Source organism: Streptomyces sp. RKAG337 (assembly GCF_023701715.1).
In the GTDB taxonomy this organism is placed as follows: domain Bacteria; phylum Actinomycetota; class Actinomycetes; order Streptomycetales; family Streptomycetaceae; genus Actinacidiphila.
The window spans coordinates 4,221,721-4,244,374 of the sequence record NZ_JAJOZA010000001.1; the positions used below are offsets into that span (position 1 = coordinate 4,221,721).

A 22,654-nucleotide genomic window follows, 5' to 3' on the forward strand; every position below is an offset into this window, starting at 1 on the left:
AATACGGGAACGGAGCGGGAGAATCTAGGACGGGCCGGTGCCGCCGAAGCGCTCCCGCAGCTTGAACTTCAGCACCTTGCGCAGCACGTCGTTGCGCGGCAGGGCGTCCACGATCTCCAGCTGCTCCGGCAGCTTGTGGGCGGACAGCCCGTGCTCCCGCAGATACCCGGTGATGTCCGCGAGGGTGATCGGCGGTGCACCGGCGGGCTGTTCCACGACGGCGCAGACCCGTTCACCGCGCTCGGGGTCGGGCAGCCCGACGACGGCGGCGTCGGCGACGGCGGGGTGTTCGTAGAGCAGGTCCTCGATCTCCTGGGCGGAGATGTTCTCGCCCTTGCGGATGATGATGTCCTTGAGCCGGCCGGTGAGGACGAGATAGCCGTCCGGGGTGAGCCGGCCGAGGTCGCCGGTGATGAGGAAGCCGTCCGGGTCGAAGACCTCGGCGGTCTGGGCGGCGTGGAGATAGCCCTGGCAGACGGCCTCGCCGCGCAGCCTGACCTCACCGTCGGTACCGGCGGGCAGCGGCTTGCCGTCGGAGTCCGTGATGCGGATCTCCATCGCTGCCGGGGGGCACCCCTCGGTGGTCGCGAGATGGTCGGGGGTGTCGTCGGGAGCGCCCATGGTGATCATGGGGACCTCGGTCATGCCGTAGCCGTGGGTGAGTTGGCAGCCCATCTCCCGGGTGACCTCGTAGTACAGCTCGGGCGGCATGGGCGCGCCGCCGCCGGCGAGCAGTCGCAGGCTGGGGATGAGCTTGGTGGCGGGGTCCTTGCGCTGCTCGGCCAGGAACATCGAGTAGAAGACGGTGCTGCCGCCCGCGACCGTGACGCCGTGCTCCCGGTACGCGTCGAGCGAGGCGGGCAGCGCGAAGTGCTCGAGGAGCAGCGCGGGGAAGCCGTGGAGCAGCAGCATCACGGTGTAGTCGGGGCCGGCGACATGGGCGTAGGGGAAGGCCATGGAGCCGACGTCGTCGGGGGTCAAGCGCAGCGCGTGGGCGAGGCAGCCGCCGGCGGCGATGAGGCTGCGGTCGGTGTGCAGCACGCCCTTGGGGTCGGAGGTGGTGCCGGAGGTCCAGTAGATCCAGCGGACCGAGGTGCCGTCGGCGGGCGGTTCCGGCAGCACGGCCGGATCGCCGTCAGGGAGCCGGTCGTAGGTGGTGAGCAGGAGCGGCGGCCGGGACAGCCGCGGCGCGAGGCGGTCGGCCATCGCCGCGTAGTCGTATCCGCGCCACTCGCCGGGTATCGCGAAGAACTCCGCCTCGGCCTCGCGCAGCGCGTAGCCGACCTCCCGGTCCCGGTAGAAGGGGATGAGCGGGGTCTGTACCGCGCCGAGCCGGGCGAGGGCGAAGGTCAGCAGCACCGTCTCGATCCGGGTGGGCAGCTGCCACGCGAACCGGCTGCCGGGCCGGACGCCGAGGTCGTAGAGACCGGCGGCGACGCGTTCCGCCCGGTGGCAGAGCTGGCCGAAGGTGATCCGGCGGCCGTCGGTGTCGAGGAGGACGGGGGCGTCAGGGGTGAGCTCGGCGCGGCGGGCGGCGAGCGCCCAGAGGGTGGGTGACGCACCGAGGGCCGCTGCGACGGCGGTCGGGGTCTCCTGCGCCGCGACGGTGCCGGGCTTCTGGGCTGCGACCGTTCCGGGCTTCTGCGCCTGGGCCGTGCCGGGCTTCTGCGCCGAGACGGTGCCGGGCTCCTGCGCCGCGACCGTTCCGGGCTCCTGCGCCTGGGCCGTGCCGGAATGCGTCGGGGCCGTGCCGCTCTCCCGCGTCGGGTCCATGCCGGTCTCCTCCGTACCGTCACCACACCTGACGTAGCGTCAGATCCTGGCGGCAGCGTATGCGGCGCGGCCCCGCCGGTCCAGGGGTGTGACGCCGATGGACGCGACGTGCGTGCGTGCGTACTCTAAATCTGACGATCCATCAGATCTGCAGGGAGAGGCCGATGGAACTGCCCAGGATCATCAGCGTCGACGACCATGTCATCGAACCCGCGCACCTCTTCGAGAAGTGGCTGCCGGCCAAGTACCGCGACCGCGGTCCGAAGCCGCTGACCGCCGGTATCGGTGAGCTCGCGTACGTCGCCGGGAAGTACCAGATCACGATGGACCCGGACGGACCGCCCACCGACTGGTGGATCTACGAGGACCTCAAGTTCCCGTACAAGCGGAACATCGCCGCCGTCGGCTTCGACCGCGACGACATGACCCTGGAGGGCATCACCCGCGCCGAGATGCGCCGCGGCTGCTGGGACCCCAAGGAACGCCTGGCGGACATGGACCTCAACCATGTCGAGGCGTCGCTCTGCTTCCCGACCTTCCCGCGGTTCTGCGGGCAGACGTTCTCGGAGGCGCACGACAAGGAGGTCGCGCTCGCCTGTGTGCGCGCCTACAACGACTGGATGGTCGACGAGTGGTGCGGTGACAGCGGCGGCCGGCTCATCCCGCTGTGCATCATCCCGCTCTGGGACATCGACCTGGCCGTGGCCGAGATCCGCCGCAACGCCGCCCGCGGCGTCAAGGCCGTCACGTTCAGCGAGATCCCGACGCACCTGGGCCTGCCGAGCATCCACTCCGGCTACTGGGACCCGTTCTTCGCGGTGTGCCAGGAGACCGGCACGGTCGTGAACATGCACATCGGCTCGTCCTCGCAGATGCCCGCCGCCTCCCCGGACGCGCCGCCCGCCGTCCAGGCCGCGCTCAGCTTCAACAACGCGATGGCCTCGATGATGGACTTCCTCTTCAGCGGGGTCCTCGTCAAGTTCCCGACCCTCAAACTCGCCTACAGCGAGGGCCAGATGGGCTGGATCCCGTACGCCCTGGAGCGCGCCGACACCGTCTGGGAGGAGCACCGGGCCTGGGGCGGGGTGCGCGACATCATCCCCGAGCCGCCGTCGACGTACTACTACCGGCAGATCTTCTGCTGCTTCTTCCGCGACAAGCACGGGGTCGCGTCGCTGGACGTCGTCGGGCGCGACAACGCGACCTTCGAGACGGACTACCCGCACGTGGACTCGACCTTCCCGCACACCAAGGCGGTCGCCGAGGACCACATGAAGGGGCTCGACGACGAGACCGTCTACAAGCTCATGCGCGGCAACGCGATCCGGATGCTCGATCTCGACTTCGACCGCGGTCTCGACCTCTCGTCCTTCGCACGGCAGAGCCCCGCGCCCGCGCCCGCGGCCGGCGCATCCGGCAGGTGAGACGCGCGTGGATCTGACGTACACCGCTGAGCAGGAGGAGTTCCGGGCCGGGCTGCGGTCCTGGCTCGGCGACGTACTGCCCAAGCTGCCGCCCCGGCCCGACCCGCGCGACTGGCCGGGGCGGCGCGCGTACGACGCCGGCTGGCAGCGGATGCTGTACGACGCGGGGTACGCGGGCCTGCACTGGCCGGTCGACGCGGGCGGGCGGGGCGCGACGCCGGTGCAGCACCTGATCTTCCTGGAGGAGACGGAGAAGGCGGGCGCGCCCTATGTGGGCGCCAACTTCGTCGGGCTGCTGCACGCCGGGCCCACCATCGCCGCCGAGGGCACCGACGAGCAGCGGCGGCGCTGGCTGCCGCCGGTGCTGCGCGGCGACGAGGTGTGGTGCCAGGGGTTCAGCGAACCCGGCGCCGGCTCCGACCTGGCCTCGCTGCGGACCCGCGCGGTGCGCGACGGCGACGCGTACGTGGTGACCGGCTCGAAGATCTGGACCTCGCACGCGGAGGTCGCGGACTGGTGCGAGCTGCTGGTCCGCACCGATCCGCAGGCGCCCAAGCACCGCGGCATCTCCTGGCTCGCGATGCCGATGGACGCCCCGGGCGTCACGGTACGGCCGCTGCGCACCCTCGCGGGGTCGACGGAGTTCGCCGAGATGTTCCTCGACGAGGTGCGGGTGCCGGTCGCGAACCGGGTGGGGGCGGAGAACGACGGCTGGCGCGTCACCATGGTCACCCTCTCCTTCGAACGCGGCACCGCCTTCGTCGGCGAGGTCGTCGCCTGCCGCCGCGTCCTGGGCGAGGTCGCGCGTGCCGCCAAGGCCAACGGCAGCTGGGACGATCCGGCGCTGCGGCGCAGGCTGGGCCGGCTAGCGGCCGAGTTCTCCGTGCTGTGGCGGCTCACCCAGTGGAACGTCAGCGAGGCGGAACGCTCGTTGCGGGCCGGCGGCACGGGCGTGCCCGGGACCGGCGGGTCGGTCTTCAAACTGCGCTACTCGCACGCCCGGCAGGAGCTGTACGACACGGCCGCCGACGTGCTGGGGCCGCTCGCGCAGGACGCCGGGCATCCGTGGACGGCGGAGCGGCTGTCGTCGCTCTCGTACACGATCGCGGCCGGCACTTCGCAGATCCAGAAGAACATCGTGGCCGAGCGCATCCTCGGCCTCCCGAAGGGTTGAGGGCCGAAGGTTGACGGCCGAGGAGCGGGGGCTGACCGTGGATTTCCAACCGACAGAAGATCAAGAGGCATTGCGGACGGGGGTGCGGGAGCTGCTCGCCGGGCGCTTCCCGCGCGAGGCGCTGCGCGCGGCGGTCGACGCGGGCGACGCGGTCGACGTGGTCGACGCCCTGGAGACCGGTTCCGGTTCTGGTTCCGGCAGCGGTTCCGCTTCCGGCTCGGCGGGCGGGCCGCCGGTGGTCGACCGGGCGCTGTGGCGTGAGCTGGGGGAGGCCGGGTTCTTCGCCCTCAGGCTGCCGGAGGCGGACGGCGGCGTGGGCCTCGGGCTGCCCGAGGCCGTGCTCGTCTTCGAGGAGGCCGGCCGCGTCCTGCTGCCGGGACCGCTGGTCGGTACGCATCTGGCGGCGACCCATCTGACCGGTCCGGTGGCGGCGGGCGCGGCGGCAGGAGAGCTGCTGGTGGCCCTGGCGCTGCCGCCCGCCCCGGTCGGCCACCTGGGCGCCGCGGACGCCGTCCTGGTGCTGGGGGAGCCCGGGTCCAGGGAGCCCGGGTCCGGGGAGCGCGGGTCGGTGGAGCGCGGGGAGCTCGGCGGGGCGGGCGTTGGGGCGGTCGTCGGGCTCTTCGCCGCGGACGGATATCCGGCGGCGGAGATCCGTTCCGTCGACCCCCTCACCCCCCTTCACCTGCCCGGCAGCGTCCTGACCCCGGCCCGCGCACTCGACGGCGGCGCGGGTGCCGACCCGGTCCTCGCCGGCGCCGACCCGGTCCTGCTGCGGCGGGAGGCCGCGCTGCTGACCGCCGCACTGCAGGTCGGCAGTGCCGGAAGGACCCTCGCGATGGCCGTGCAACACGCCCGGCAACGTGAGCAGTTCGGGCGGCCGATCGGGGCGTTCCAGGCGGTGAAGCACCTGTGCGCGGACATGCTCGTACGGCTGGAGATGGCCCGCACGGCCGTCTACGCGGCGGCGGTGTCCTGCGACGCCTTCGAGACGGCCGCGGCGCGGCTGCTCGCCGACGACGCGGCATCCCGCAACGCACGTGACTGCCTGCAGGTCTTCGGAGGGATGGGCTTCACGTGGGAGGCCGACGTACACCTCCACATCAAGCGGTCCTGGGTGCTCGCCGCCGGGCGCGCGGACGCGGAGCGCCATGAGGAGGAGCTGGCGGGGGAACTGCTCGGATGAAGGCACCGTAAATGATCAGTGACGCTGCGTTGATATCGGGTTGTGTCCTACGCGTTACTCGTGACGGACCGGAGTCGGCGTCCGGCTCGGGTACGCTCCATCGGGTGCGAGAGGTACAGAGGCGCCGAGTGGTCGCCGCCCGGCGGAGCCGGGCGGGCGCCGCGCCTGGGACGCCTGGATGTTCGAATCCTCCCCACACGCCCCGCAATGTGCTTCGCACAGTATGCGGTACGCATACTCCTTTGCGCTGGAATATGCCCGAAGCGCTTGTTGGGGTGACTGTAGGTCAATCATGCTGTGCTACATGGACGTCACGTACGGTGACTCCTCTGTGGCGCGAGGCGATGTGTCCGCCGGTTCGGATGGTGTGAGCGGTGCAGGTGCTTCAGGTTCAGCTCGAGGTCGGCGCGGATCCCGCGGAAGTGGGCCGGGCCAGGCGATGGGCGCGCTCACGGCTTCTGGGCTCCGGCATAGGGGCCGACGAACCGCTCGCCGAGACCTTGATTCTGCTGATCTCCGAGCTCGTGACGAACGCGGTCGTGCACACCGGCTGTCCCGCGGTGCTGCGCATGCTCTTCCCGGACACCTCGGATGCCTCGGGCACCTCGGACTCGACGGTCCGGGTCGAGGTGGCGGACGCCAGCGACTGCCCGCCCACCCCGCGGCACGCGCACCGGGACGAGACCGGGGGCCGCGGCCTGGAGCTGGTGGACGGGCTGGCCGACCGGTGGGGCTGGCAGCCCGAAGGAGCCGGCAAGCGGATCTGGTGCGAGGTGGACCGCGCCGAGCGGATCGCCTGCCGGGAGACCGTGGACCAGCAGCCCGGTGAGCGCCAGAGCACTGGACACCGGGCAGCCGACCGGCCCCTTGCCCGTACGGACCGGACCCCCCTCACCGACCGCACCCTCGCGGACCAGCGGATCAGCCTGAAGCGCCTAGAGCACTGCGACCGGTGCGACCGGACTGCCTGCCCCGCCCACGAAGGGCTCGGGCGTGGCGTCCAGGAAGAACTCGTACCGCCCCGCCTCGGCGCAGGCCTCTGACAACTCCTCCAGATTCCAGTTCTGGCCCTGCAGCATCCCCATTTCCACGAGATCGAGTCCGTGCACCGGCAGCCAGAGGTTCTCGATCTCCGGCGGGAAGATCTCGAAGGTGAGCGTGTCGTTGGCGACCGCCGCCACATCGCGCGCGTGGAACCACTCCGGCGTCCTGATGGACAGCCCGGGGGACGGGAAGGCGTAGCCGTGCTTGTCGCCGCCCAGGTAGGAGCGCAGCTGGCCGGTGCGGACCAGCACGATGTCCCCGGCGCGGACCGTGGTGCCCGCCAGTTCCTCGGCCGCCTCCAGGTCCTCGGGGGTGACCGCGTGGTCGCCGGGCAGCCGGTCCAGCTTCCGGGCGGCGGCGACGTCGAGCAGCACACCGCGTGAGACCAGCGTCGTCACCTTCTCGATGCCGCTGAAGGCGGCGCCGCCGTGCGCGGTGACGGAGTCGGCCGGACGGCCGTTGTAGATCTTTCCGGAGTGCGAGACATGGGTCAGGCCGTCCCAGTGGGTGGCCGCCTGCAGGCCCATGGTGACGGCGTCGTCGCTGGTGGCGATGGTCCCCGGGCCGAACATCTCCAGGTTGAGCGCGACCATCGTGCGCAGTGGGTTGACCCGGCCGGGGATCATGCCGGTCTGCACGCCGTCCTGCTGCAGCGGCAGGGCCAGCGGGACGCGCCGGCCGCTGCGCACGGTCCCGGCCGCGATGCGCACCACTTCGTCGGTGATCAGGTTCAGCGTGCCGATCTCGTCGCCCTCGCCCCACCGCCCCCAGTTGTTGATCCGTTTGGCGATGTCGTGGAACTCGGCGGGAAGCGTCACAGCGGCCTCCTGGTCGTAGGGCTTGTGCTGGGGTGTGTACTCACTCCTAGAATCTAACGGTCCGTCAGAAACCATGAGAAGGGGCGGGACGTGGGCAACTTCCTGACCGGAAAAGTCGTCGCTGTTACGGGTGCCGGGCGTGGCATCGGCCGCGCGGTCGCGCTCGCCTGTGCCGCCGAGGGGGCCAAGGTCGTCGTCAACGACTACGGGGTCTCGATCGACGGCGCGAGCGAACCGGCGAGCGAGATCGCGGAGTCGGTCGTCAAAGAGATCCAGGCGGCGGGCGGCGAGGCCGTCGCCGTCGCCGACGACGTGTCGACGATGGCGGGCGGCGCGCGCATCGTCACCACGGCCGTCGAGACGTACGGGCGTATCGACGGTGTCGTGTGCGTGGCCGGCATCCTGCGCGAACGCATGCTCTTCAACATGGGCGAGGAGGAGTGGGACCCGGTCATCGCCACCCACCTGAAAGGCACCTTCACCGTCTTCCGGGCCGCGTCCGCGGTCATGCGCAAACAGGGCGCCGGCACCCTGATCGGCTTCACCAGCGGCAACCACCAGGGCAGCGTCTCGCAGCCGAACTACTCGGCGGCGAAGGGCGGCATCATCTCGCTGGTGCGCAGCGCCGCACTCGGCCTCAACAAGTACGGGGTGACGGCGAACTGCGTCGCCCCGGTCGCCCGCACCCGCATGTCGGCCAATGTGCCCATGGAGCTGAAGGAGATCGGCGAACCGGAGGACGTGGCCGCCATGGTCGTCTTCCTGCTCTCCGAGCGCGCCTCCGACATCACCGGGCAGGTCTACACCGTCGCCGGACCGAAGATCGCCGTCTGGGCGCAGCCGCGAGAACTGCGGTCGGCCTGGGGCGACGGGCCCTGGACGCCGGAACGCATCGCGGACGTCCTGCCCGGAACCATCGGCGTCGACCCGATGCCGATGCTCGAACAGCTGGAGGCGATGCGCGCGGCAGCGGCCGCGGCCGAGCGGCCCAACGCATAGCGACCGTCCGGCCCTTCATGATCGGCCCGATGACCGGAGGATCCGTGGACTTTACGTTCGGCCCGGAGGCCGAATCCTTCCGCGCCCAGGCGCGGGCCTGGCTCGCCGAACACCGTGACGGGTGGCCGGCGGGCGGGCGCGGCTGGGAGCGCACCCTCGGCACGGCCGGCTGGATAGGGCTCGGCTGGACCGGGGACTACGGCAACCGCCGGGCGACCCTCGCCCAGCAGGTCGTCTGGGGTGAGGAGTACGCGAGATCCGGAGCCCCCGGCCGGTCCGGCCACATCGGTGAGAACCTGCTCGCCCCCACCCTCCTCGCCCACGGCACCGCAGCGCAGCGGGACCGCTTCCTCCCTTCGATAGCCCGCGGCGAGGAACTGTGGTGCCAGGGCTACAGCGAACCGGACGCCGGATCCGACCTGGCCGGGATCCGCACCGCGGCGGTCCGGGACGCCGGCGGCGGCTACCGGATCACCGGCCAGAAGATCTGGACGTCGCTCGCCCAGGACGCCGACTGGTGCTTCGTCCTGGCCCGCACCGAACCCGGCTCCCGCCGGCACCACGGCCTCAGCTTCCTGCTGGTGCCGATGGACCAGCCCGGCCGGATCGAGGTCCGGCCGATCCGCCAGATGTCCGGCGACGCCGAGTTCAACGAGGTCTTCTTCGACGCGGCGCACGCGTCCGCCGACCACCTCGTCGGGGCGGAGGGCGGCGGCTGGACCGTCGCCATGTCCCTGCTCGGCTACGAGCGAGGGGTGTCCACCCTCGTCCAGCAGATCGGCTTCGAGCAGGAACTGCGCGAGATCACCGACCTCGCCCGGACCACCGGCGCCGACACCGAACCCGTCCTGCGGGCCCGGATCGTCCGCCAGTGGGCCGAGCTCAGGACGATGCGCTGGAACGCCCTGCGCACCCTGGGCACCGACTCGCCCGGCGCCCCCAGCGTCGCCAAGCTGCTCTGGGGCGGCTGGCACCAGCGGCTCGGCGAACTGGCCATGGCGGTCCGGGGCACGGAGGCCGCCACCGGCCCCACCGCCTGGACCCCGTCCCGGCCCTACGAACTCGACGCGCTGCAGCGGATGTTCCTCTTCAGCCGTGCCGACACGATCTACGGCGGCTCGGACGAGATCCAGCGCACCATCATCGCCGAGCGGGTGCTCGGCCTCCCGAAGGAGCCGCGGCCATGAGCCGACCTGTACCCCCGACCTACGCGCACTGGATCAACGGGCAGTGGCACGAGCCCGCCCAGGGCCACTACGCGATCATCAACCCGGCCACCGAGGAAATCGTCGGGCACGCCCCCGAGGCGACCGCCGACGACGTGGACGCGGCCGTCCGGGCGGCCCGCGCCGCCTTCGACGGCTGGTCGCGCACCGCCCCGCGCGACCGTGCCGCCGTCCTCGACCGGATAGCCGACGCGATCTCCGCCCGCGCCACCGAACTCGTCCCCCTCCTCCAGGCCGAGACGGGCGCCACCGCGCGCGTCGCCGCCGCCCTGCAACTCCCGCCGGCCGCCGACCGCTTCCGCCGCTACGCCCGCGGCGCGGTCGAGCCCGATGTCATCCCGCTCGCCCCACAACCCGTCAAAGCATCTCCTCTCGCACCCGGTGGACTGATCGGCGCCGCCGCCGTACGCCGCCCGGTCGGCGTCGTCGGCTGCGTCACCTCGTACAACTTCCCGCTCGCCAACCTCGCGGGAAAGGTCGCCCCCGCCCTGGCGATGGGCAACACGGTGGTGGCCAAGCCCGCCCCGCAGGACCCGCTGACCTGCCTGCTGCTCGGTGAGATCTTCAAGGAGGCGGGCCTGCCCGACGGTGTGTTCAACGTGATCGCCGGATCGGGCGCGGCGGCGGGCGAGGCACTCGTCGCGCACCCGGGCGTCGACATGATCAGCTTCACCGGGTCGACGGCGGTCGGGAAGGCGATCGCTTCAGCGTCCGGCCGGACGCTGAAGCGCACGCTGATGGAACTCGGCGGCAAGGGTGCGGCGATCGTCCTGCCGGAATCGGGTGGAGCGGTCCTCAAGGCGGCGGTCGGGGCGGTCGCCTCCACCTGGGCCTTCCACAGCGGTCAGATCTGCACGGCGCCCACCCGCGTACTGGTCCACCGCGACCAGTACGAGCAGGTGATCACCGCCCTTGCACAGTACGCCGGAGCGCTGACCACCGGGGACCCTGTGGATAACTCGACCGTCGTCGGCCCGCTCATCAGTGCCGCCCAGCGCGATCGCGTCGAGGCGTACATCGCCGGCGCCCGCGCCCAGGGCGCCCGCGTCGTCACCGGCGGCGAACGTCCCGACCTCAAGCCCGGCTTCTACGTCGCCCCCACCCTCATCGCCGACGTCACCCCCGACATGACCGTCGCCCAGGAGGAACTCTTCGGCCCGGTCGTCGTCGCCCTCGCCTACGACACCGAGGACGAGGCCGTCGAGATCGCCAACGGCACCCCGTACGGGCTCTACGACTATGTCTTCTCCGACGACGCGGGCCGCGCCTGGGCGCTCGCCGCCCGCCTGCGCAGCGGCAACGTCGGCATCAACACCGTTCAGCGCCACCCCGAGACGCCGTTCGGCGGCTTCAAGGAGAGCGGGGTCGGCCGGGACGGCGGCTCGTTCGGACTGCACGCGTACAGCGAACTCCAATCGGTCGTCTGGCCTTCCTGAAACCGAAGGCCCTTGAGGGAACAGGACAGTTCATGAGAGGCGTCATTTTCGACGGCACGCAGCCCCAGGTGGTCGACGACCTGGAGGTCCGCGGCCCCGGCCCCGGCGAGGTGCTGGTCGCCATCCAGGCCGCGGGCCTGTGCCACAGCGATCTGTCCGTCATCGACGGCACGATCCCGTTCCCCGTCCCCGTGGTCCTCGGCCACGAGGGCGCCGGCATCGTCGAGGCGGTCGGCCCCGGGGTCACCCATGTAGAGCCCGGCGACCACGTGGCGCTGTCGACCCTCGCCAACTGCGGCACCTGCGCGCAGTGCGACCGCGGCCGCCCGACCATGTGCCGCAAGGCGATCGGCTACCCGGGCAGGCCCTTCTCCCGGCAGGGCAAGGACCTGTTCAACTTCGCCTCGAACTCGGCCTTCGCGGAGAAGACCGTGGTCAAGGCCGTCCAGGCGGTCAAGATCCCGAAGGAGATCCCCTTCACCTCCGCCGCCCTGATCGGCTGCGGCGTCCTGACGGGCGTCGGCGCCGCGCTCAACCGCGCCAAGGTCGACCGCGGCGACACGGTCGTCGTCATCGGCACCGGCGGCATCGGCCTCAACGTCCTCCAGGGGTGCCGGATAGCGGGCGCCACCCGGATCGTCGCCGTGGACGCCAACCCCGCCAAGGGCGACGTGGCCCGGCAGTTCGGCGCCACCGACTTCATCGACGCGTCCGCCGTGGACGACACCGTCGCGGCGGTCCGCGAGCTGCTGCCGACCGGCGCCGACCACACCTTCGAATGCGTCGGCAACGTCAAACTCATCCGCCAGGCGATCGACCTGCTCGACCGGCACGGCCAGGCCGTCCTGCTGGGCGTGCCGCCGGCCGACGCCGAAGCGAGCTTCCTGGTGTCGTCCATGTACCTGGACAAGTCCATCCTGGGCTGCCGGTACGGCTCGTCCCGCCCGCAGCGCGACATCGCGCTCTACGCCGAGCTCTACCGCCAGGGCAGGCTGCTGCTCGACGAACTGGTCACCGAGACCTACCCCGTCGAGGACTTCGCGAAGGCCGCCGACGACGCCCACCACGGCCGGGTGGCACGGGGGGTGCTCACGTTCTGACGGGTCCGAACGGGCGCTAGGCCGTGTCTGACAAATCCCTCCCCCAGCTACCGCTGGGAGGTGCCCCCAGCCCGGGGCGTCTGGCACGCACGCTCTCCCCCAGCTACCGCTGGGAGGTGCCCCCAGTTGTCGGGCTCATCCACGTACCCCGGTACGAGGACGACCCTCCGCCTTGCGATCGCACGCACCAGACGCCCCGGGCCCCGCCCTCCGGGCGGACGCCGCTATTTGTCAGACACGGCCTAGCCGCCCACCTTCCGGCAGCCCGGCGACGGCGTCGTCGATCCGGGCGTCGGAGGGGGCGTTCAGGCGATCGGTGTGGCAGTGGCGGTGGTGGCGGTGGCGTTGAAGGTGCGGCGGTAGGCGGACGGTGAGACGCCCAGCGCCGCGTGCAGGTGCTGCCGCATGGACGCCGCCGTGCCGAACCCGGCCCGGTGCGCGACCTGGTCGACGCTCAGGTCGCTGGACTCCAGCAGGTGGCGGGCGCGTTCCACGCGCTGCTGCACGAGCCACTGCCCGGGGCTGATCCCGACCTCCTCACGGAACCGCCGGGTGAAGGTCCGTACGCTCATCGACTCGCGCTCGGCGAGTTCGCGCAGCGTCAGCGGCCGGTCGAGCCGGCCCAGCGCCCAGGCGCGGGCGGCCGTGGTGCTGGCCAGCTGCGGTTCGGGGAGCGGCCGCTGGATGTACTGCGCCTGGCCGCCGTCGCGGTGCGGGGGAACGACGGTGCGGCGGGCGACGGCGTTCGCGATCGCGGTGCCGTGGTCCCGGCGGACGATGTGCAGGCAGAGATCGATTCCGGAGGCGACGCCGGCCGAGGTGAGGATGTCGCCGTCGTCGATGTAGAGCACGTCGGGATCCACTTTGACCTGCGGAAAGAGCCGCTGGAAGTGGTCGGCGCTGTCCCAGTGGGTGGTGGCGGGCCGGCCGTCCAGCAGACCGGCGGCGGCCAGCAGATAGCTGCCCGTGCAGATCGACACGACGCGGGTGCCGGGCCGGATGCGCGCGAAGGCGGCGGCCAGCGGGCCGGACAGCCGGCCCGAGACGTAGATGTCGTCGAGCTCGTGCGTGGCGGGGACGACGACGGTGTCGGCCGCCTCCAGGACCTCGGGCCCGTTCTCGACGAGGATCGGGAAGTCGGCGTCGGTCTGGACGAGCCCCGGCACGGCCGAGCAGGTCACGACCTCGTAGAGCTTGCGGCCCTCCTGGGTGCGGGCCCCGCCGAAGATCCGGGCGGGGATCCCCAGCTCGAAGGGGATCACGCCGGGCATGACCAGGACCGCCACCCGGTGCCGGTCCTGGTGCCGGAACGGTCCCGCGGGGGCGTCGGCGGAGGTCTCGGCCGGGGTCTCGGCCGTTCCCCGCGGTGCGGTGGACCGTTTCCCGGCCTGGTCCGGAGTCGTCATGGCCCGATTCTTTCACATCATGGCCATCCGGCCACTCGTTCCGTGTTGAAGCAGGCCCGAAGCTGATCGTGTGACGCAGACACCTCAAGCCCCCACCCAGGATCCGCAGGACGTTCCGGTCTCCGAGGGGCAGGACGCTCCGGTCTCCGAGGCATCGGGCGCCGGGATACCGTCCGGCGCGGTGCCCACTCCCGGCCGGCGGTCGCGGGTTCACCGCGCCTGGTTCGTGGCGGCCGTCACCTTCGTGACGATCATCGGCGCGGCGGCGTTCGCCTCCCTGCCCGGTCTGCTGATCGAGCCCCTGCACGCGGAATTCGGCTGGTCACGCGGCATGATCGGCTTCGCCGTCTCCATCAACCTCGCGCTGTACGGGATCACCGCACCGTTCGCCGCCGCCCTGATGGATCGATTCGGCATCCGTCGCGTCGTCGCCGCCGCACTCACCACCATCGCGCTCGGCGCCGGCCTCACCATCTTCATGACGCAGACCTGGCAGCTGATCCTCTGCTGGGGCATCCTCGTCGGCACCGGCAGCGGGTGCATGGCGCTCGCCTTCGCCGCCACCGTCGCCAACCGGTGGTTCGTCACCCGCCGCGGACTGGTGACCGGCATCCTGACGGCGGCCGGCGCGGCCGGGCAGCTGGTCTTCCTGCCGCTGCTGTCCTGGATCGTCGAGCAGCACGGCTGGCGGCCCGCCGCCGCGACCGTCGCCTTCTCGGCGCTCGCCGTCGTCCCGTTCGTCTGGCTGCTGCTGCGTGACCACCCCGCGGACGTCGGCCTGTCGGCCTACGGGGCACCGGAGTTCACCCCCAAGCCGGCCCCGGTGCGCGGCGCCGCCCGGCGGGCGCTCAAGGCGCTGTCCGTCGCTGCCCGTACGGGCCCCTTCTGGCTGCTCGCGGGATCCTTCGCGATCTGCGGAGCCTCCACGAACGGCCTGATCAGAACGCACTTCGTACCCGCCGCCCACGACCACGGCATGCCGGTCACGGCCGCCGCGTCCCTGCTCGCCGTCATCGGTGTCTTCGACATCGCCGGAACCATCGCCTCCGGCTGGTTCACCGACCGCTTCGAGCCGCGCCGGCTGCTCGCCGTCTACTACGGGATGCGGGGACTGTCGTTGATGTTCCTGCCGCAGCTGATGGCGAACACCGTGCACCCGCCGATGATCGTCTTCATCGTCTTCTACGGCCTGGACTGGGTCGCCACCGTCCCGCCGACCATCGCCCTCTGCCGTCAGTACTACGGCGACGACAGCGCCATCGTCTTCGGCTGGGTCCTGGCCGCGCACCAGATCGGTGCCGCCGTCGTGGCCTTCCTGGGCGGTGTCGCGCGGGACGCCTTCGGCTCGTACGACCTCGTCTGGTACAGCTCGGGCGCGCTGTGCGCGGTCGCCGCGCTGATGGTCCTGGTCATCCGGCGGGGGCCCTCGACGGGGATCCCGGCCGTCGCGGCGGCGTGACCTGCGCGTCCCTGTTCGACCCTCTGTTTTCCCGCCCTCAGTGTTAACTACTGGGCGAAACGGCCGAAGCGTCCACGGTAGAAGAGCAGCGGCCCGGCCTCGGGCGTGGTCCCGTCCGCGCCATCGGGCTCCGCGCAGCCGAGTTCGTTGACCCGGCCGACGACGATCAAGTGGTCGCCACCGGTGTGCACCGCGTGGATCGTGCAGTCGATCCACGCGGGTATGCCCGCCAGCCGTGGCGAGCCGGTGACGGGCGCCGGCGTCCAGTCGACCCCCGCGAACTTGTCCGCCCCGCTCACGGCGAAGCCGCGGCACAGGGTGCCCTGTTCGTCGCTGAGGATGTTGACGCAGAAGACGCCGGCGCGCGCGATCTTCGGCCAGGTCGTGGACGTACGCGCCACCATGAACGCGACCAGCGGCGGATCGAGCGACAGCGACGTGAACGACTGGCACGCGAACCCCGTCGGGCCCTCCGTCCCGGGGGCGGTGACGATCGTCACCCCGGACGCGAACGTGCCCAGCACCTTCCGGAACACCCCCGGATCGACCGGCGCCCGTTCGTCCGGCCCCACGGCCCGCAAGTCCGGGCGCGGCAGCGGTTCCACGGGGCCCGCCGTCGTGGCGGCCCCTACCGACCTGAGGTACCGGACGGCGGTGGCCGCCATCCCTGCGTGTCCCATCACATCGACCATTGAAGCTGACGGTACGTCAGATGGGAAGGGGGATCCGTCGGCGGCTTGCGTAGGGCATACTTTTGAACGCGTTCAATAATGCGTTCGGGTGTGGGGAGAGGGGACAGCCATGCGCTGGATCAGGCGGGGCGGGCACGAGTTGAAGGCGTGGCTGAGGACCTTCTTCCGGGGTACGCCCCTCTTGGCCGCGTTCCTGACGTACGTCGCGGCGGCCTGTGTGGCGGTGGCGGGCTACCTGGCGCTGGACCCGGCCACGGACCCCCGCACCGGCAGCGAGGGAACGGTCGGCCTGCTCGGCTGCTGCCTCCCCCTGATCGCGCTCCCCCTTCTCGGGCTCTTCGCGATCAGCGGCGCGGTCCTGCACGCGCTGCCGGTCCTCGCGCTTTCCGCGCGGGCGGCCGGACGGCAGGGGCGTTGGTGGTGGCTGTGGTGCGTCCCCATCGCCGCGGGGACCGGGACGCTGTACACCCTGGTCGTCGCTTCCCCCCTCCAGGACCATGTCCTGTGGTGGGTCTGCATTTCCGCGGGTGCGCTCCTGGCCGCCTGGAACGCGGGATTCCACCTGCGGCGGGAGTCGCGCACCGGGGTGACGACAGCGAGAGGCCGGATCGGATTTCGCACCTTCATGGCAGGGAGCCTCAGCGTCGCACTGCTGCTCGCCGGATCGGCGGTGGCGTACGGCACCGGCCTGGTGACGCGGTACGAGCCGCCGGTGCTGAGCGTGGCAGCCGTCGCCGGCACCTGGGCGGACGGCAACGGCGGTACGGCGGTACTCACGGCTGACGGCGGAGCGGTCCTTGCCGGAATCTTCGTCGACGACGGGTTCGGGGACTTCCCGGGAGCGCTCGCGACGACGATCTGCGCCGGCCGCGGGACATGGGCCTATCAGGCGGATCCGGATGTCTGGAAGCAGCGGGTCGTGATCAACGGGCCTGGATGCGGTGAGCTACAGCCCTTCGAGGTTGGCGGAAGGACCGGCCGGCCACAGCTGTTCTTCTTCGTCGGGGATCCGGATTCGCCGACGCGCTACACCCTCACGCAGCAGACCGGTTAGCGCCCCGGCCGGCCGGACCCCCGCCGTCACCGCTCCCCGTCACGGCCCGCCGTTACCGCTTCCCGTCGCCGCTCGCCGTCACCGCCTCCCGTCACCGCCCCCTGAACTCCGGGGACCTGCGCTCCACAAAGCTCCGGACGCCTTCCTGGGCGTCGTCCGTCGTCATGTTGATCTCCTGGGCGGCCGCCTCCGCTGCGAAGGCGGTCGAACGGTCGGCGTCCAGCGAGGCGTTGACCAGCTGCTTGGTCAGGGCGATGGAACGGGTCGGGCCGGTGGCGAGGCGTTCGGCCCATTCGCGGGCGGTCTTCTCCAGGTCGTCGGCGGGGACGACGCGGTTGACGAGGCCGAGGCGTTCCGCGGCGGCGGCCGGGAGGTCGTCGCCGAAGAACATCAGCTCCTTCGCGCGCTGCGGGCCGATGAGCCGCGGCAGCAGATACGCGCCGCCTCCGTCGGGCACGAGGCCGCGGCGGACGAAGACCTCGATGAACTTCGCGCGGTCGGAGGCGAGGACGAGGTCGCAGGCGAAGGCGAGGTGCGCCCCGATGCCGGCCGCCGTGCCGTTGACCGCCGCGATCACCGGCTTCTCGCAGTCCAGGACGGCGGCGACGAGGCGCTGCGCGCCGCGCCGGATCGTCCGGGCGACATCGCCCGCGACACGCTCGCCGGGCGCGGCCGCGCCGCCGCTGAGGTCGGCGCCCGCGCAGAACGCGCGGCCGGTGGCGGTGATGACGACCGCCCGGACGGCGGGGTCGGCGGACGCCGCGTCGAGCAGCGCGATGATGCGTTCGCGCTGGTCCCAGGTGACGGCGTTCATCGCTTCCGGACGGTTGAGAGTGATCCATGAGACGCCGTTGTCAGTGGCGTGAAGTACCAATGAATCAACCGGATCGACCGGCTCGGAATCATCCACATCAATCGGCTCGGCGGAATCTTCACGGGGGTGGGCGTCATGCGGAAGTGGCTCCTTGCTGTACGGAGGGCTGGGGGCGGATCGGACGGCTCACCGGCAGACGGCTCACGGGCAGACACCTCACCGGCAGACCGCCAGTGCGTCGAGCGCCACCGCCCCCTGGCCGCGCGGCAGCACCATCAGCGGGTTGATGTCGAGTTCGGAAAGATCGCCGCCGAGTTCCATCGCCATCCGCTGCACGCGCATGACGACGTCGACGAGCGCGTCGACGTCGGCCGGGGGCGCCCCTCTGACCCCTTCGAGCAGCCGGTGGCCGCGGAGTTCGCCGAGCATGTCGCGGGCCATGTCCTCGCCGAACGGCGGTACGCGGACGGCGGCGTCGGCGAGGATCTCGACGAGCACCCCACCGAGGCCGACGGTGACGGTCGGGCCGAAGAGGGGGTCCTGGGTGACGCCGACGACCATCTCGACGCCGCGTTCGACCATCTGGCAGACGAGGATGCCGTCGAGTTCCACGCCCTCGTAGCGGGCGATGTCGGTCAGGTCGCGATAGGCGTCGCGGACCTGGCTCGCGGAGGTCAGACCGATCTTGACCAGGCCGAGTTCGGTCTTGTGGCCGAGCTGCGCACCGGACGCCTTCATGACGACGGGGTAGCCCACCAGGCCCGCGGCCCGGACGGACCCGGCCGCGCTGGTGACCAGCTGCTCGCGCGGCACGCGGATCCCGTACGCGCGCAGCATCTGCTTCGCCGCGTGCTCGCTGAGCTGGTGGCCCGCGCGCATCAGGGCCTGGGCCTTGCGGGCGGAGGAGGAGCGGGTGCGGGGGGCGTCGTCGAAGGGGGAGCGGTAGGCGGCGGCGAAGTGGTGGTGTTCGAGGTAGGACTTGACGGCGCTGATGCAGTTGCCGAAGGTGCGGAAGGTGGCGAGCCGGGACGAGCCGAGGAGCGTGGTGCGGTAGGCGTCCTCGGTGCCCAGCGGCGAGCCCCACACCACGCACACCAGTTTGTCCGTGCTCTCCGCCGCGTCGGCCAGGTCCTGCGCGAGCTTGTCGCTCATGGGTGGGAACGGACCGGTGATCGGACAGATGAGCACGCCGACGGACGGGTCGGCGAGGATCGCGTCGATGATCTTCCGGCCGCGCCAGTCGCCCACCGGGTGACCGCCGTTGTCGATGGGGTTCGCGACGTTGAGGTAGTCGGGGATCCACTGGTGGAGTTCGGTCTGCTTCGCGTCGGACAGGCGCGGGATGTCGAGCCCGGCGGCGGTGGCGAGGTCGGAGAAGTGGGCCCCGGTGCCGCCGGATATGGAGTAGACGACGACGCCGTCCGCGGTGGGCGGCTTGGCCCGCGCGAGCAGGGTCGCCGTGTCCTGGAGCTGGTCGAGCCCGTCGACGCGGATGACGCCGAACTGCTTGAAGGCCGCGTCGACGACGGCGTCGGAGCCGGTCAGCTTGCCGGTGTGGGAGGCGGCCATACGGGCGCCGGTCTCGGTGCGGCCGACCTTCACCATCACCACCGGCACCTTGTTGCGGGCCGCCCGGTCGGCGGCGAGGGTGAACGAGCGGCCGTCCCTGAGCCCTTCCACATAGGCGGCGATGGCCCCGACCTCGGGCTGCTCGGCGAAGTACGAGATGAAGTCGGCGGTCTCGAGGTCCGCCTCGTTGCCGGTGGGTGCCCAGTGGCTGATGCGGATGCCCAGTTCCTGCAGCGTGTAGAGGGGCCGGCCCTGGTGGCCCGACTGTGTGATCAGCGCGATGGCCGGCCCGGTGAGGTCGTCGCGGAACTTCTCGAAGGCGTTGAGGTTGGTGTTCGGACCGAGCAGCCGCATGCCGGAGGCGGCGACGACCTCGGCGAGCCGGGTCTGCGCGGCGGCGCCCTCCTCGCCGGTCTCGGCGAATCCGGAGGCGAAGGCGACGGCGAACCGGACCTTGGCCTCGGCCAGCTGCTCGATGACGGGAAGGGGGTCACCGACGAGGAGCACCGCGAGGTCCACGGTCTCCGGCAGATCCGTCACCGAGGCATAGCAGGGCAGGTCGAAGACGGTCTCGCGGCCGGGGTTGACCGGGAAGAGCCGGGCCCCGACCCGCTGCGACCAGGCGATGAGCTGTCTGGTGATGCCGGTGTTCGGCCGTCCTTCCGTGTCGGACGCGCCGACCACCGCCACGGTCTCCGGCCGGAAGAACCGGTCGAGGTCCGGGACGGTGTTGTGCAGCGGACGGCCACCGACGTCGGTGTCGGACGCGCCGCGTGCGACGGGCCCGGGGCCGGGGCTGCGGGTGCTGTATGTCGATCCAAGCATCGGTCTCGCCCGCTCCTGCTCGAAGGTATACAGAACTGACGCATAGTCAGATTACTGAACTGACGACGTGTCAGGAACAGTGCGGGCATGTGAAAGATGTGAAGGAGGCCAACTGGGCCGCTATTCAGGGGGTTTTGGGCGCGCGAACTGACGCCGGCGGACCCGCTCGGTGGCATCTTTGGCCGGAAACGGCCAGGGCGGGGTCCGGGGCGGGCAGGGGAGGAAAGGGTGAATATGCGAACGGAGCGGACAGCGGCCGGTCACGGCCGCCGGGAGGTGCGGGCGGCCGCGCGGGCGATACGCCGGGCGTCGATGGCGAGTTCGCGGAACATGCCGCTGATGGGATTGGTGAAGCCGGTGAAGTAGAGACCGGGAGCGCCGGGCGGGGTGTGCGGGCCGTGCACGACGGGGCGGCCGTTGCCGTCGAGGACGCCCAGATGGCCCACGAGGGGCTCCAGGCCGCGCCGGTATCCGGTGGCGGCGATGACGACTTCCGGGCTGATGCCCGAACCGTCGGCCAGCACGACCTTGTCACCGTCGAAGCTCTCCACGGCGGCGACGGGTTCCACCCGCCGTGCCTGGATCGCGTCGATGAGGCCGACGTCCTGCACCGGGATGGCTCCGTCGTCGCGGACTCGGGAGTAGAGGCCCGTGGTGGGGCGGGCGAGTCCGTAGGCGGACAGGTCGGGGATGCTGAGCCGCTCCACGTACGGGGCGACCCGGTCGACGACCGCGGTCGGCAGCCGGCGGCAGAGGATCCCGGTGGCCTGGGCGGGCCAGCCCGCCGTGGTGCGGCGCAGGATGTGCGGCGGCGTCCGGACGGCGATCCGCACGCGGGCGGCGCCCCCCTCGATGAGGTCGACGGCGATCTCGGCGCCGGTGTTGCCGACACCGACGACGAGCACGTCGCGGCCCGCGTAGGGCTGGGCGTTGCGGTAGTGGGCGGCGTGCAGCAGCTCGCCGGAGAATCCGTCGCGGCCTGGCCAGTCCGGCAGGTGGGGTACGTGGTTGGTGCCGGTGGCGACCACGACGACGGAGGCGGTGAGCAGCCGTCCGCCGGTGGCGGGCAGCTGCCACGTACCGCCGCCGCCCGCGCTGCCGCCCTTGCCGCCGCGCCCGCCGGCTCCTCCAGGGCTGCCTCCGGCGCTGTCGGCGCCGTCGACGCGGTCGATCCGGGACACCTCGATTCCGGTGGCGACGTCGATCCGGTGGTGCGCGGTGTAGCGCTCCAGATAGCGGATGACGTCGTCGCGGCCGACCCACCGTCCGTACGCGCGCGGGATGGCAAAGCCGGGCAGGCCGGACAGCCGTCGCGGGGTGTGCAGGTGGAGCCGGTCGTAGTGGCCGCGCCAGGAAGCGGCGACCGCGTCCGACCGCTCCAGCACGAGCGTGCGGACGCCACGCCGGCTCAGCGCCGCCGCCGCGGCGAGGCCGCCGGGTCCCGCGCCGATGACGATCGCGTCGGGGGAGGCGGTGGGTGCGGAGGGGGCCGGCGGGACGGAGGAGGTGGGCTGGTCGACCATGTGGTGCTCCCGGGGCCTGTCGGAGGGGCGGTCGGAGGGACGAACCGGAAGGTGGCAGGTGGCGCGGGAGTGAGAGTAGTCCCGGAAGCGATCAATCCGAGAGCGTTTGGCGCCGGACTCTTGCGCGGATCGGTCTCCATCCGATGAACTGACGTATCGTCAGATTTCGAGTGGGAGGCCCGCGATGCAGACGATCTGGCTCACCGGAGCCGAATGGCTCGCCGTGCTGCGCATAGGCCTCGGTCTGTGGTGGCTGGAGAGCTGGCGGCACAAGGACAAGAAGGGCTGGTTCGAGCGCGGCACCGGCATCGCCTGGGCCAAGAGCGTCGCGGACAAACACCGCTGGAGCTTTGTGCGGGGCGGCTTCACCACCGTCGTCGCGCCACGGCCCAAGCTGATGGCGTACATCGTCGTGTACGCCGAGCTGGCGCTCGGGCTGGGCCTGACGGTCGGCCTGCTGACACCCGTGGCGCTCGTCGGCGGGCTGCTCCTCAACCTGCTCTATCTCGTCCTGATGATCCACGACTGGGCCGAGCAGGGCCAGAACGCCATGATGGCGCTCATATCGCTCGTCGCACTCTTCGCGATGAGCTGGCAGGCCTGGTCCCTCGACAACCTGTGGGGGCTGTTCCTGTGACGGCGCAGCGCTTCGACCTTCCCGACATCGACGCCTTCACCCGCCCGTACTGGGCGGCCGCCGCCGACGGCCGGCTGCTGATCCGGCGCTGCGCCGCCTGCGGGGCCGCGCACCACTATCCACGCGAGTTCTGCCCGTCCTGCTGGAGCGAGGACGTCGCGTGGGAGCAGGCGAGCGGCCGCGCCACCCTCTACACCTGGTCGGTCGTCCACCTCAACGACCTGCCGCCCTTCGGCACCCGGGTGCCGTACGTCGCCGCCGTCGTCGATCTCGCCGAAGGCCCGCGGATGATGACGGAGGTCATCGACTGCGAAGCGTCCGCCCTGCGGATCGGCATGGACCTGCACGTACGCTTCCGCACCGAAGAAGCCACTCCCGACGGGCCGGACGCTCCGGCCGGTTCCCAGGCTCCGGCCGTCGCCGTCTTCGCTCCGGCTTCGCCCATCGCACCCGCCACGTGATCACAGGCAGCTGATCGCCGCGATCGGCTGGAGGTGC

The 22,654-nt window shown here is 71.6% G+C and carries 18 protein-coding genes and 1 pseudogene; 12 read left to right on the top strand and 7 right to left on the bottom strand.

Annotated elements, in window-relative coordinates:
• Window positions 1-24: 24 nt before the first annotated feature.
• A complete protein-coding gene (locus LNW73_RS18835) occupies window positions 25-1,773 on the bottom strand; it encodes a class I adenylate-forming enzyme family protein (protein WP_250990701.1) in 1,749 nt (582 codons plus the stop codon).
• Between the two features lie 164 nt (window positions 1,774-1,937).
• Between LNW73_RS18835 and LNW73_RS18840 the strand changes: the two genes are divergently transcribed.
• The 4 genes and pseudogenes from LNW73_RS18840 to LNW73_RS18855 all read left to right on the top strand — a co-directional run.
• A complete protein-coding gene (locus LNW73_RS18840; protein WP_250976368.1) occupies window positions 1,938-3,197 on the top strand; it encodes an amidohydrolase family protein in 1,260 nt (419 codons plus the stop codon).
• A gap of 7 nt (window positions 3,198-3,204) precedes the next feature.
• The gene (locus LNW73_RS18845; protein WP_250976367.1) at window positions 3,205-4,371 is read left to right on the top strand and encodes an acyl-CoA dehydrogenase; all 1,167 of its coding nucleotides are present in this window, start codon (window positions 3,205-3,207) and stop codon (window positions 4,369-4,371) included.
• A gap of 37 nt (window positions 4,372-4,408) precedes the next feature.
• The gene (locus tag LNW73_RS18850) at window positions 4,409-5,554 is read left to right on the top strand and encodes an acyl-CoA dehydrogenase family protein (RefSeq protein WP_250990702.1); all 1,146 of its coding nucleotides are present in this window, start codon (window positions 4,409-4,411) and stop codon (window positions 5,552-5,554) included.
• Window positions 5,555-5,928: 374 nt separating this feature from the next.
• Window positions 5,929-6,351 (top strand): annotated as a pseudogene (locus tag LNW73_RS18855) (ATP-binding protein); the annotation flags it as partial.
• A 138-nt stretch (window positions 6,352-6,489) separates the two neighbouring features.
• Here the strand turns inward: LNW73_RS18855 and LNW73_RS18860 are convergent.
• Window positions 6,490-7,416 (bottom strand): cyclase family protein, encoded by a 927-nt coding sequence (locus tag LNW73_RS18860; RefSeq protein WP_250990703.1) that lies wholly within the window; start codon window positions 7,414-7,416, stop codon window positions 6,490-6,492.
• A gap of 90 nt (window positions 7,417-7,506) precedes the next feature.
• Between LNW73_RS18860 and LNW73_RS18865 the strand changes: the two genes are divergently transcribed.
• Genes LNW73_RS18865 through LNW73_RS18880 form a run of 4 tightly spaced genes read left to right on the top strand, consistent with a single transcriptional unit; the run spans window position 7,507 to window position 12,177 of the window.
• A complete protein-coding gene (locus tag LNW73_RS18865) occupies window positions 7,507-8,415 on the top strand; it encodes an SDR family oxidoreductase (RefSeq protein ID WP_250990704.1) in 909 nt (302 codons plus the stop codon).
• Between the two features lie 44 nt (window positions 8,416-8,459).
• Complete coding sequence (locus tag LNW73_RS18870; protein ID WP_250992963.1) at window positions 8,460-9,602, top strand: acyl-CoA dehydrogenase family protein; 1,143 nt, start codon at window positions 8,460-8,462, stop codon at window positions 9,600-9,602.
• Entirely contained in the window at window positions 9,599-11,077 is a 1,479-nt protein-coding gene (locus tag LNW73_RS18875) for an aldehyde dehydrogenase family protein (protein ID WP_250990705.1), read from the top strand. The genes LNW73_RS18870 and LNW73_RS18875 overlap by 4 nt, the downstream gene beginning before the upstream one ends.
• Window positions 11,078-11,109: 32 nt before the next feature.
• Window positions 11,110-12,177 carry a Zn-dependent alcohol dehydrogenase gene (locus LNW73_RS18880; protein ID WP_250976364.1) on the top strand — a complete coding sequence of 356 codons (1,068 nt, stop codon included), beginning with the start codon at window positions 11,110-11,112 and terminating at the stop codon, window positions 12,175-12,177.
• A 305-nt stretch (window positions 12,178-12,482) separates the two neighbouring features.
• On the opposite strand, the gene LNW73_RS18885 is transcribed toward LNW73_RS18880, so the two are convergent.
• A complete protein-coding gene (locus tag LNW73_RS18885) occupies window positions 12,483-13,448 on the bottom strand; it encodes a GlxA family transcriptional regulator (RefSeq protein WP_250992964.1) in 966 nt (321 codons plus the stop codon).
• A gap of 301 nt (window positions 13,449-13,749) precedes the next feature.
• Here LNW73_RS18885 and LNW73_RS18890 point away from each other — a divergent pair, with 301 nt between their 5' ends.
• The gene (locus LNW73_RS18890; RefSeq protein WP_250992965.1) at window positions 13,750-15,042 is read left to right on the top strand and encodes an MFS transporter; all 1,293 of its coding nucleotides are present in this window, start codon (window positions 13,750-13,752) and stop codon (window positions 15,040-15,042) included.
• 47 nt (window positions 15,043-15,089) lie between these two features.
• Here LNW73_RS18890 and LNW73_RS18895 read toward each other — a convergent pair whose 3' ends face one another.
• Complete coding sequence (locus tag LNW73_RS18895) at window positions 15,090-15,722, bottom strand: flavin reductase family protein (protein ID WP_250990706.1); 633 nt, start codon at window positions 15,720-15,722, stop codon at window positions 15,090-15,092.
• 121 nt (window positions 15,723-15,843) lie between these two features.
• Here LNW73_RS18895 and LNW73_RS18900 point away from each other — a divergent pair, with 121 nt between their 5' ends.
• The gene (locus LNW73_RS18900) at window positions 15,844-16,788 is read left to right on the top strand and encodes a hypothetical protein (protein WP_250990707.1); all 945 of its coding nucleotides are present in this window, start codon (window positions 15,844-15,846) and stop codon (window positions 16,786-16,788) included.
• A 91-nt stretch (window positions 16,789-16,879) separates the two neighbouring features.
• Here LNW73_RS18900 and LNW73_RS18905 read toward each other — a convergent pair whose 3' ends face one another.
• The 3 genes from LNW73_RS18905 to LNW73_RS18915 all read right to left on the bottom strand — a co-directional run bounded on the left by LNW73_RS18905 (window position 16,880) and on the right by LNW73_RS18915 (window position 21,519).
• Window positions 16,880-17,704, bottom strand: a complete 825-nt coding sequence (locus LNW73_RS18905; protein ID WP_374118273.1) for an enoyl-CoA hydratase/isomerase family protein — start codon at window positions 17,702-17,704, stop codon at window positions 16,880-16,882.
• A 114-nt stretch (window positions 17,705-17,818) separates the two neighbouring features.
• Window positions 17,819-19,996, bottom strand: a complete 2,178-nt coding sequence (locus LNW73_RS18910) for an acetate--CoA ligase family protein (protein ID WP_250990709.1) — start codon at window positions 19,994-19,996, stop codon at window positions 17,819-17,821.
• Window positions 19,997-20,256: 260 nt separating this feature from the next.
• The gene (locus LNW73_RS18915) at window positions 20,257-21,519 is read right to left on the bottom strand and encodes a flavin-containing monooxygenase (RefSeq protein WP_250990710.1); all 1,263 of its coding nucleotides are present in this window, start codon (window positions 21,517-21,519) and stop codon (window positions 20,257-20,259) included.
• Between the two features lie 184 nt (window positions 21,520-21,703).
• On the opposite strand from LNW73_RS18915, the gene LNW73_RS18920 reads away from it, so the two are divergent.
• Window positions 21,704-22,156: a DoxX family protein gene (locus LNW73_RS18920; RefSeq protein WP_250976358.1), complete on the top strand. Its 453-nt coding sequence runs from the start codon at window positions 21,704-21,706 to the stop codon at window positions 22,154-22,156.
• Entirely contained in the window at window positions 22,153-22,617 is a 465-nt protein-coding gene (locus tag LNW73_RS18925; protein WP_250990711.1) for a Zn-ribbon domain-containing OB-fold protein, read from the top strand. The genes LNW73_RS18920 and LNW73_RS18925 overlap by 4 nt, the downstream gene beginning before the upstream one ends.
• Window positions 22,618-22,654 lie beyond the last annotated feature (37 nt).